Below are 10622 nucleotides of genomic sequence, written 5' to 3' on the forward strand. Positions count from 1 at the left end.
CCCGTTACGCCGCGGATAACGGCATCTTTCGCTGTTACCTCCACGCCATGGGTGGCGCCCTGGCCACCCGGGCCGAGCACCCCATCAAACTGGCCCACCTCATTGAGGAGCAGGCCAACTGCTACGGTGAAGACATCAAGCGCCTGATGGGACTACACACCGCCCGCTTAGGGATCAAGACCCGCCTGCAAGGGTGGGAAGTGGTTCCCGCAGGCACCCATGAAGCCACCAAGGCCGCCGGGGCGTCGGGCTGGGGTGTTGGGGTTCAGTCGGGCGACAGCCCGGCTCCTTGGAGCTCTGACAATAACTGTACGCAGCCGGATCCAGCGGCGTTTGCGGATCAGTTAATGGCAGAGCAATGGGGTTTATCTCCCTTCTCTATCAGCCGTTTGCGCTCAGGTGCCAGCGTCAGCATGGACGGCTTCACCCTCTGGCTGGAGAACGGCCAGCTGCAGTCGTGCCGAGCGATACCTAATGAACCTGATTGGATACCAGATGGCCAGCAGCCGACAGCGCAGGCCCAGCCAGATGAATACGCAATCCCAGCCGATGACCAGGACTGGCCGATGCTAGTTGAGCTCTGTAGCGAGGTCTACCAGGTGCAGGGCCATGCTGGTACCCGCAGCTGGATCGAGATGCTGCCCGAGCCCTACCAGTCGGAGATGTGGCGGGTATTGGAGGGGCTGGATACGCCGCAGTGGTTGCAAGAGCAGGACGACTACAGCGAGGAGTGGATATGAACGGGAAAAGCAAGCAGACCGTCAGCCGAGAAGAGTACCGCCGCCTGGATAACCTAGTGACCAGAACCCTACCTACAGCTTCACTTGCTAATCAATCATCACATTAAAGAGGTACAGGCCGTATAACGACTATTTTTAATTCGTCCATGGTATCGATACAATCTATATAATTCTCGGGGATAGATTTTCCATCTATCCCCGAGCATCAAGTGAACATCTATCTCGGTTTTTTAATAACGCTCATGGTCGTTTTTTGACTCGAGCATTTCTTTATTTAACTCTTCTAAAAAATCAATTGACACTTGATTTCTAATATATTGAATCACACCATCCTTAATTTTTTCAGTTAACGCTTCTTTCACTTTTCCTTCGTACACCTCGGGAGTATCCAGCAGAGCATTCTTGTATACATAAATTGCTCCCTTCCATTTCCCATCCTCTATTTTCGCACCAATGAAGCGACCATTTTTCCCACTGCAATTTGGGAGCGACATACGGTGGTAATAAAATGAATCAACTCGAAAAGGCTCCTGTTCACCTTCAAAAAACTCAGGAAGTAAAAATGGAATCTCTTTAGAGACCAAATCATGCTCTATATTTTCAGTTTGCAACTCTGCGTCTATTAAAAATACATACCATGCATGTATGTTCTCTTTAGGAAGATTTTTAATTTGAAATGACACCTCAATTTTTGTTTCTGTTTCTGGATGAGAGAAAAAATATGAATTCACCAACCGTCTTATTAAAACGCTAGAATTTACCCCATCAAGTTCACATAGTTTTTTTAATCTAGCCTCAACATCACTATCAATTCTTACTCGGATAGAGGCATCTTTGTTGCTTTTCATAGAACACCTTGTGCTACATTTTGATTGTGTCACACACCATAGCACTCCCCTTGAGAATGTTCCACACTTTAGTTTTGTGTGACGCGCGAATTCTACGAGATCTGACCGTTTCCCAGTGTCATATCACTTATCAATCTCACTCCTTTGGTTGAAGTTAAGCTAACTTAACCACCGGCAATTCTCCAAGCGCGGTGGTGTAGCGGGGGCTTAACTGCTCCCGCTTCATCATCCACTCCCGGGTGTCGCGACCGCGGGCCGCGAAATAGACCTTCCCCAGCCTCCCCTGATTGATCTTGTCGATAACCTGCATCAGCGCCTCGCTACGCAGGGATTGCTGCTGGGCGGCGAACAGGTCGCCCTGCTGCATACTGGCGGGCGTGAAATCGGCCAGCATCACGCCCCCTTTCTGGTATCGCTGCTCGTCTCGCCAGATGAGGGGGAGCAGCTCGGGGATCAGGGTCAACAGCGCCCGGGTGTCATGGGTGGGTATCGCCAGCTTGGTGCTCACCTGGTTGCCGTAATAGGGCTCCCGGTCGCTGAACGGGCTGGTGCGAATGAACAAGGTGACATGGCGGCAGCACATCCCCTCCCCCCGCAGCTTTTCGGCGGCACGCTCCATGTAACCGGCCAGCGTCTGGTGCATGGGACCGATCTGGGTGATGCGCTCGCCGAAAGAGCGCGAGCAGATGATCTGCTGCTTGGCCTGGGCTTCCTGCTCCAGCTCTGCGCAGGGGATCCCCCGCAGCTCCTGTACTGTGCGCTCGACCACCACGCCATAGCGGCGCCGCAGCGCCTTGGGATCGGCGGCGACCAGGTCGGCCACGGTCTTGATGCCCTGCGCCTCCAGCTTGGCCGACAGCCGCCGGCCAATGCCCCATATCTCGTCCACCGGGGTGATCGCCATCAGCCTGGCGCGCCGCGCTTCATCCCGCAGATCCACCACGCCGCCTGTGGCCGGCCATTTCTTAGCGGCATAGTTGGCGAGCTTAGCGAGCGTCTTGGTGGGGCCGATGCCGACCCCCACGGTCAGCCCGGTCCACTGCTGCACCCGCTCGCGGACTTGGCGCCCGTACGCCACCAGGTCACCGGCCCAGGATTCGCTCAGCTGGATAAATGCCTCGTCGATGCTGTAGACCTCCACCGCCGGGGCCATCCCCTCCAGAATGGTCATCACCCGGTTCGACATGTCGCCATAGAGGGCGTAGTTGCTGGAAAACCAGACCCCGCCCATGGCTTCGAAGAACTGGCGGATCTGAAAGTAGGGCCCCCCCATCTTGATGCCAAGCGCCTTGGCCTCTGCAGAGCGTGCCACCACGCAGCCATCGTTGTTGGAGAGCACGACGATAGGCCGCCCTTTCAAATCAGGGCGAAACAGCCGCTCGCAACTGGCGTAGAAGTTGTTTACATCGACCAGGGCGACGGCACAGTGCTTGTTCATGGGATATCCATCTTGTGCACGACAAAAGCCACTACCCCGAAAATTTCAAGCTCCTGCCCATCGTTGAAATGGATGGGGAGATAGGCCGGGTTGCCAGGGAGCAGAGCCACCGTCGGCACAAGTTGCAGCTTCTTCACGGTGAACTCACCATCTACTGCCGCTACCACCACGCAACCGTGTCGTGGCTTGAGGCTGCGATCCACAACCAGCAGGTCGCCATCGCGGATCCCGTGGTCGACCATGCTGTCACCGGCCGCCCACACGAAGTAGGTGGCCGCTGGGTGGGTAACACACAACTGATTGAGGTCAATGGTCTGCTCGGTGTAGTCCTGCGCTGGCGACGGAAAGCCGCAAGCCACCGGGGAGAGGAACAATGGCAGCTCCAACAAGGGAGCATCTGGGGTGGGTTGAGCAAACATGCTGGCAATCTCATTTAAACTGTATAAAAAAACAGTATAGCAAACCACCAAAAGCGGATCACTGTTCGACGTTTGGCTTCTCGTGCATTAAGAGCTGGTTATCCGACCTTTCGCCCAGCAGTTCCTGACAGCCAACAACGGTGACCACAGCTGATGTTACCTGATATGATGTACCAACTCATTTAATCTACTTTTCACTAGGTTACTTAAACTGAGCGATATATATAAGTTTAATAAAAGTCAACTGAAGCAGTTATTTAAACAACCATTTTAAAAATATAACTAACAACGACTCTATCCAAGGTATAAATAAAAATGGAATTTGGGAAAGAATATATATTGATTTTAGGTCCAATAACTGCCGCCATGATCGCTGGTGGAATATCATTCATCGCAACAATTCTATCGAAAGATCAAAAAACCTCTGAATTCAGACAGGCATGGATTGATTCATTCCGTAGTGAGATATCTGAATTGCTTGCGTTGGCCGGAACCTATGTGGTGATGGTGAATAGATTTCGAGCAGAGAAAAAATCTTCAGACGAAATTATAAAATTTCTTTCTGACAACAAGGATGACATGACAAAAGTTGACACTTTAATTATTAAAACAAAACTAAGATTAAATCCTACTGAACATTCAAAATTACTATACATGATTAACTTCCTTGAAAAAGAGTCTCTTAAACAAGAGAGCAAAGAGCACTCTAAAATAATCGAAAACTTAACCAATGAAAGTCAGAAAATACTTAAAATGGAATGGGGCAGGGTAAAAAGAGGAGAGGTTTCATTTATTGCCTTAAAATGGGCATCTCTAGTGTCATTTATTTTATCAATGATTTTTATCACCCTGTATTTAAGCAATCATTTAAATATTGAGTTTATTCAATAGATAAGTTTTATTGAGGTGATATCCATCTATTCAACGGTTTGAAAAATGCAGACAGGTGAGACGGGGACACTATTGCGCCCCTAGTCCTTTCAGTACCAGCTGTCGCCCCTCTGGCGTCAGCGAGCCCATCAAGCTCAGCACCAGCTGGTTCGTAGTCTTAGCCGAGGGGCTTAGGGTGTGGGCGAACGACAAGGTGGCCACCCAGCTGTGGCCACACTCGGCGTCCGTGCACTGGCAGTAGAGATCCGAGACATCATCGCTCAGTCGGTTGGTTTTGGTAATGCGGCCCCGCTGGCCACACTCTTTGCAATAAACCCGCATTACGCCCCCTTTTCTATCCAAATCAACAGCCTATCTTGCCACAGCAAACACTGTTTGTTTATACAGTTGAACCGATATTCTCCCGAAAATCGACCCAGAGGGAGCGAGGGAGTCCCGCACTGTTGATGGCATCCTGGATTAGCTCACAGAGCGGCAGCACCTCGTTGCGAGCATAGGTGGCATCGTACTTCTCGGGATCCCCGAGCCCGCCCCCGCCATTGGTCGGGATGATGCCGGCCAGCGCCGCAGGGAAACGGTGGGAGGTCAATACGTCCTGGGCGGTGATCCCCTTGATGGCGGCAAACTCGTCCTTGGTCGCGATATCCCCCACCGGAATAAGCTTGATGCCATCGGGCTTACCGTCCGGGATGTTCACAAACATGGAGCGAAAATTCCCCACCCCCTTACTGTTGGCGATTTTGTCTTTCATCTCCTGCTCGGTGTCGTCGTCCATGTTCGGGTCGGTAGCGTAGAAGATGAAGCCCATGTGGGCGCCGTTGAGGAAGTATTTGCGCCGAAACAAGGTGGCGTCCTGATTGAGCAGGGCCGACTGCAGGCCACCCAGGTAATCGGGCATGCCGTAGACTTGCTGCTCGGGGTCGTACTGGGCCAGCCAAATCACATCCTCTGGCCGGTAAATCAGGTTCGGCTTGCCCTGCTGCTGCAGGTAAACAAAGCAGCCATCCTCACGCCGGCGCAGGTAGACGCTCGACAGCGGGTGCAGCCCCACCACCTGGCCGAACCCATTGCGAATTTTAAGCAGTCCCGCGTCCCCGAACTGCAGGTAGTTGTGGGCAAAGGCGGTGACCGTGGTGCGCTGGTTGGTAAAGCGCCCTGCCACCATGTTGCGCCGCGCCATCAAGATGGCCCCGTGATGGGCATTGGCCCGCACCACCTTGGCCAGCCCCTTGCGCTCGATGGGCGGCTGGTAATATTCGCCATAGGGGTTGTAGAACACCCCGGTGTAATCGGTCATCCAGGCGGTGGGGTCGACCGCTTCCGGCATGCTGAACACCACAGAAGAACGGGTGGAAGGGGTGGCCGTCTTGGCCGGTGCTTGCTGTCGTTTGGTCATGCTGCCTTTCTCTCCTGGCTGGTGACCCAGCTGGATTTGCGTTTGCGGTTGGTATCGAGTGGCTCGTTGGCCACGGCGTGGGCGATGGCAAAAAATACGTCTGCGTGTCCGGTCACATTGTCTCTGGCAGCCCTGAATGTCATCTGGCCGCCGCCAGTGGTGCTGCGTTTGATGGCAAGGAACGCCAGCGGAATATCCCGATCCGAGCTGTCCCACTCGATGCGGTTGGCCTCCACCACGTCGATCATCTTGAGCACCAGCCGCGACTTGCTCTCGATGCTGTAGTTGATGGGGTGGCACACCCCTTTGAACACGGGTTTCAACAGGTCAAACACCCCGGCGCCGATGCCGGAGACATCGACCCCCAGATACGTGACCCGAAACTTCTTGGCGATGCGCTCAATCTCTTGTGCCTGGAACTGGAAGTTGAGCCCGCGCCAGTAGTGCTTTTCCAGCACCCGGAATCGCTCGCCGGCGACGGTGGGCGGGGCGACCACCACCAGGGTGGCGTTGTCGCGGGTGCGGCTCGGGTCATACCCCAGCCACACCTCCCGCCGGCCAAACGGGTCGGGCCGCCCTGGCTTGTAGTCCTCCCACCGGGTCGGGTCCACCCCCGCCCGCTCCATATCCTGGAACTTGAACACCGACAGAGCATCGTCGATAAAGCGACACAGATAGAGGCGCTCAAACACCTCCTCCGGGTACTCGTCTTTGAGCTCCTCGATGTCGATGAGGTTGCAGCCCAGACGTATGGCATCCTCAATGGTGATGACGTAGCGCCATTGCCTATCCGGGCAGACGCGGCCCCCATCGCGCAGGTCATCTTCACCAGGGAAGTCGATAGCCTGCCGACTGGGGCGAGTACCCTTCCAGCGATCCCCGGTCCAGAACCGGTACGCTTCGTGCACCTTGCTTGATGGCGTGGAGAAGTAGGTTTTGCGCCAGTGGCTCTGGGTGGCCATGGCGCTGGAGACATCGGAGAGCCGCTCGAAGTTGGGGATCCAGAAATACTCATCGATGTAGACGTTGCCGGAACGAGACTGGGCGCTGTTGGAGTTGGTGGAGCAAAAGATAAGCTCGGCCCCGTTCGACAAGACGATGGGGTTGCCGGTCAGGGTGACGCCAAGGAAGGTCTGAGCAATCTTGCAGATGTAGGAGCGAAACACCTCCGCCTGGGCGCGGGTGGCCGACAGGAATATCTGGTTGCCACCGGTCAGAATGGCATCTTCCAGCGCCTCGCCGGCAAAGTAGTAGGTCATGCCTATCTGGCGAGATTTGAGGATATTGCGGGTACGCGGCAAGGCCGGGTCGTTCTTGGCCTCCCGGCAGCGCAGCTGGTAGCCAAACAGGGTCCCCAGCCACTCTGCAAAGTCATCGGCTGTCAGATGGCCTACCTGGTTCTTGCCCTTCTTGCCGCCTTTGCCTTTGCTGCCGCTATCTTGGCCGCCTCGGCCACGGCGCGGCCGCTCGGCAGCCGGTTCCTCGCCACCCTCGCGGCGAGCAGTGAGCGCCTGCTGGCGTTCGGCCCACTTGAGCGCCTTTTCTTTGAGGCTGACATGGTGGCCGATGAGCCGGTCCAGCTCCTCCTGTTCGCCCGGGGTTTTCTTCTCGCGATCCAGCAGCACATTGACCCGGCGGGCAATGGCATCCTCCACCGCCTCGTCGGTCAGCAGCTCGCGCCAGCCGAGCTTTTCAGCCCAGTAGTAGACAATGCGGCAGGAGTTCAGCCCCAGTTCGTCCTTGATCTCCTGGGGGGTCCATCGCTTAAGGTAGAGTCCCTTTGCTGCCTTGCGGATCTCTTCGGGATACGCCACGGCGCCTCCATCGATATGAATGATGGCGCCATCATAGCCAGCCCCCTCCCCTCGCTTATCCCACTGATGTTCTGAGCAATTCGGATATCCCGCTGGATCCGAATCTCCCCGAACACAACAGGGTGAAACCCCCTTGCCGACCCGATAGCCTGAGCCCGCATCTATTGGGAGCAGGCATGAGCGCAACAACCTTAAGAACAGATTGGGTCTGTATCGCCACCGAAGGCAAAGCGGTGGATGGGCGGGATATTACCCGCGACTGGCTCACCGACATGGCCGAGACCTACGACCCCGATTTCTACACGGCGTTGCTGTGGCCCGAGCACGATCGCTGGTCAAACTTCGGGGTGGTACAGGCGCTCAAAACGGTGGAAGTCGATGGCAAGCTCAAGCTGTTCGCCATCCTCTGCCCGAATCGCGATCTCATCTACTACAACCAGAGCGGCCAGTATCAGTTCTGCTCCATCGAACCCTTCGAGAACTTCGCCGACACCGGGCGCACCTACCTGTTGGGCCTCGGCGTCACCGATGAGCCGGCAAGCCTCGGTACCACGCGCCTCAAATTCAGCACCAAGCACAAAGGCCACACCATCGGCGCCAGCGAACAGCTGGATCTCTCCACCTTCAAGCTACCCAAGCACGAGAAGGCCGATGGCCTGATCGCCAAGTTTTTCAGCTTCCTGGCAAGCCACGGCGACCCTGACCCCACACCAACCCCCAGCCAACCCGAGGATGAGGAAATGAAACCAGAACAGTTCGATCAGATGCTGGGGGCCCTGACCGGCCTTGGCACCAAGATCGATGCCTTCAGCGCCAAGCTGGAAGTCAAGCCGGCCAATGAGCAACCCGCCGCCCCGGTCATCGAGCCAGCCACCGAAGAAAAGCCCGGCATCACTGCCGAGCAGTTCACCAAGCTGGAGCAGACCTTGACCGGTCTGACCGACAAGTTCGGCGAGCTGCAAGGCCAGATCGAGAAGTTCTCCGTTGAAGTGCCGGGCCAGCGCCCGGGTGCGCTCGGCGGTGACGATACCCCCACCGTATATTAAGGACGGCCCATGAGTCAGACCCTCACCGTCCAGGCCATGCAGCGCCTGGATCAATACAACAACGCCCTGGCCAAGTCCTACGGCATCCCCGTTAATGCCCTGGCCAAACAGTTCAGCGTCACCGGTCCGGTGGAAACCGGCCTGCGCGCCGCCCTGCTCGCCTCGGTCGAGTTCCTCGGCCTCGTTACCTGCCTGGACGTGGACCAGATCAAGGGCCAGGTGGTGCAGGTGGGCATCGGCAAGCTGTTCACCGGCCGCAAGAAAAACGGCCGCTTCAACGGCAAGATCGGCGTGGATGGCAACACCTACGAGCTGACCGAGACCGATTCGTGCGCTTCGCTGGACTGGGCGACCCTGTGCGTCTGGGCCAACGCCGGCAGCGAGGGCGAGTTCCTGCGCCTGGTGGGCGACTTCATCAACAAGGCGTTTGCCCTGGACATGCTGCGAGTCGGCTGGAACGGCATCGACGCGGCCGCCGATACCGATCCCGCCAAGCACCCGCTCGGTGAAGACGTCAACAAGGGCTGGCACCAAATCGCCCGCGAGTGGAACGACGGCAGCCAGATCATCAAGGCCAAGGCCGGCGAGAAGATCCGCTTCGACCCGGACGGCCATGGCGATTACAAGACCCTGGACGAGATGGCCTCCGACCTCATCAACACCACCATCGACCCGCTGTTTCGCCAGGACCCGCGTTTGGTGGTGCTGGTCGGTACCGACCTGATTGCCGCCGCCCAGGCCAAGCTCTACAGCGAAGCCACCAAGCCGAGCGAACAGATCGCCGCCCAAAAGCTGGCCGAGTCCATCGCTGGGCGCCGCGCCTACATCCCGCCCTTCTTCCCGGGCAAGCGGATGGTGGTCACCACCCTGGACAACCTGCACATCTACACCCAGCGTGGCACCCGCAAGCGCAAGGCCGACGATAACCAGGACAAGAAGTGCTTCGATAACCAGTACTGGCGCATGGAAGGCTATGCCCTCGGCGAGCACCTGGCCTATGGCGGCTTTGAAGAGGCCGATATCGAGATTGGTGCCGCCAAGCCTGCCGAGGCGCCCACCACCGAGCCGCAGGACTAAGCCATGAGCTCACCCGGTCAACGTCACAAGCAGCGCCTGATCGCCAGGCAAGGGACCGAGCAGGCCGCCAGCTCTGGCATGGCCACCGGCGCGGTGGCTGACAGCCTGCACCTGCAGCTGATTGCGCTGGAGCAGGACATAGTCCGGCTGCGCAAGCTGGCGCGCATCGGCGATCGGGTGAACATGAAACGCGATGAGCTGATGCCCAAGTACCGCCCCTATGTGGAGCGCTATCTGGCAGCGGTCGCGGAGTCCGGCCAGCCCTACCAGAACGAGCTGTTTCAGCGCCTCATCATCTGGGCCTTTGACGTCGGGGACTTTGATGCCGGCATTGCCTGGGCAGAGCTCGCCATTGCCCAGGGCCAGCGCACCCCGAACAACATCAAGCGCGACTGGGCCCACTTTGTGGCCGACACCGTGCTGGAGTGGTCCGAGAAACAGGCGGCCGAGGGCCACGCCGTAGAGCCCTGGTTTTCCCGGGTGTTTGACAAGGTGCGCACCGACTGGCGCCTCAACGAGCGGTTGACCGCCAAGTGGTTCAAGGCCGCCGGTTGCCTGCTGCTGCGTGACCACGACGGCCAACCCCGCCCCAGCGCCGTGGGCGACAGCGCCACTCTGGAGCAAGCCGATCACTGGCTGGCCCAGGCCGACCAACTGCACGGCAAGGTGGGCGTCGGCACCTTGCGCCAAAAGATTGCCATGCGCCTGCGGGCGCTTAACCCAGAGCAGTAACCGACTCTCCGCGCCACCGCACCCCGGCGCGAAGGCCATGGGCAGCTTATGGCTAACCCAGCGGCCATTGCGTGGCTTCAGGGGTGCTCCATTTAACCAACCAGCGAGGCCAGCCATGTTTGCAGGCAAGGACATCGACTACAGCGCCGCCACTATCCGCAATGACGGCTTCTGGCCGGATGTGGCCGTGAGCGATTTTGAACGTCGCCGCGCCCTGCCTG

10 protein-coding genes and 1 pseudogene are annotated in these 10622 nt (G+C 57.3%); 5 read left to right on the top strand and 6 right to left on the bottom strand.

Features of this window, described 5'->3' with window-relative positions; translation table 11 throughout:
• Nucleotides 1-740, top strand: a pseudogene (locus tag AACX78_RS21775) (replication endonuclease); the annotation flags it as partial.
• 230 nt (nucleotides 741-970) lie between these two features.
• On the opposite strand, the gene AACX78_RS21780 reads toward AACX78_RS21775, so the two are convergent.
• From AACX78_RS21780 to umuD, 3 genes are all read right to left on the bottom strand, one after another.
• Nucleotides 971-1588: a ribbon-helix-helix protein, CopG family gene (locus AACX78_RS21780; RefSeq protein ID WP_159167617.1), complete on the bottom strand. Its 618-nt coding sequence runs from the start codon at nucleotides 1586-1588 to the stop codon at nucleotides 971-973.
• Nucleotides 1589-1742: 154 nt separating this feature from the next.
• A complete protein-coding gene (umuC, locus tag AACX78_RS21785) occupies nucleotides 1743-3026 on the bottom strand; it encodes a translesion error-prone DNA polymerase V subunit UmuC (protein ID WP_159167618.1) in 1284 nt (427 codons plus the stop codon).
• The gene (umuD, locus tag AACX78_RS21790; protein WP_159167619.1) at nucleotides 3023-3445 is read right to left on the bottom strand and encodes a translesion error-prone DNA polymerase V autoproteolytic subunit; all 423 of its coding nucleotides are present in this window, start codon (nucleotides 3443-3445) and stop codon (nucleotides 3023-3025) included. The genes umuC and umuD overlap by 4 nt, the downstream gene beginning before the upstream one ends.
• Before the next feature lie 315 nt (nucleotides 3446-3760).
• Between umuD and AACX78_RS21795 the strand changes: the two genes are divergently transcribed.
• Nucleotides 3761-4336 carry a hypothetical protein gene (locus tag AACX78_RS21795; RefSeq protein ID WP_159167620.1) on the top strand — a complete coding sequence of 192 codons (576 nt, stop codon included), beginning with the start codon at nucleotides 3761-3763 and terminating at the stop codon, nucleotides 4334-4336.
• A gap of 69 nt (nucleotides 4337-4405) precedes the next feature.
• On the opposite strand, the gene AACX78_RS21800 is transcribed toward AACX78_RS21795, so the two are convergent.
• From AACX78_RS21800 to AACX78_RS21810, 3 genes are read right to left on the bottom strand one after another with little or no spacing between them, the layout of a single operon-like run.
• The gene (locus AACX78_RS21800; RefSeq protein ID WP_159167621.1) at nucleotides 4406-4657 is read right to left on the bottom strand and encodes an ogr/Delta-like zinc finger family protein; all 252 of its coding nucleotides are present in this window, start codon (nucleotides 4655-4657) and stop codon (nucleotides 4406-4408) included.
• 58 nt (nucleotides 4658-4715) lie between these two features.
• Nucleotides 4716-5732, bottom strand: a complete 1017-nt coding sequence (locus AACX78_RS21805; RefSeq protein WP_159167622.1) for a phage portal protein — start codon at nucleotides 5730-5732, stop codon at nucleotides 4716-4718.
• Nucleotides 5729-7546: a terminase large subunit domain-containing protein gene (locus tag AACX78_RS21810; RefSeq protein WP_159167623.1), complete on the bottom strand. Its 1818-nt coding sequence runs from the start codon at nucleotides 7544-7546 to the stop codon at nucleotides 5729-5731. Before AACX78_RS21810 ends, AACX78_RS21805 begins: the two co-directional genes overlap by 4 nt.
• A gap of 176 nt (nucleotides 7547-7722) precedes the next feature.
• On the opposite strand from AACX78_RS21810, the gene AACX78_RS21815 reads away from it, so the two are divergent.
• Genes AACX78_RS21815 through AACX78_RS21825 form a run of 3 tightly spaced genes read left to right on the top strand, consistent with a single transcriptional unit; the run spans nucleotide 7723 to nucleotide 10401 of the window.
• Nucleotides 7723-8592, top strand: coding sequence for a GPO family capsid scaffolding protein (locus AACX78_RS21815; RefSeq protein WP_159167624.1), 870 nt, complete (start codon nucleotides 7723-7725; stop codon nucleotides 8590-8592).
• 9 nt (nucleotides 8593-8601) lie between these two features.
• Entirely contained in the window at nucleotides 8602-9669 is a 1068-nt protein-coding gene (locus AACX78_RS21820) for a phage major capsid protein, P2 family (protein WP_159167625.1), read from the top strand.
• Between the two features lie 3 nt (nucleotides 9670-9672).
• Nucleotides 9673-10401 (top strand): phage terminase small subunit, encoded by a 729-nt coding sequence (locus tag AACX78_RS21825; RefSeq protein ID WP_159167626.1) that lies wholly within the window; start codon nucleotides 9673-9675, stop codon nucleotides 10399-10401.
• Nucleotides 10402-10622: the final 221 nt, after the last annotated feature.

The organism is Aeromonas sp. 9A (assembly GCF_963900955.1).
Taxonomy (GTDB): Bacteria; Pseudomonadota; Gammaproteobacteria; order Enterobacterales; family Aeromonadaceae; genus Aeromonas; species Aeromonas salmonicida.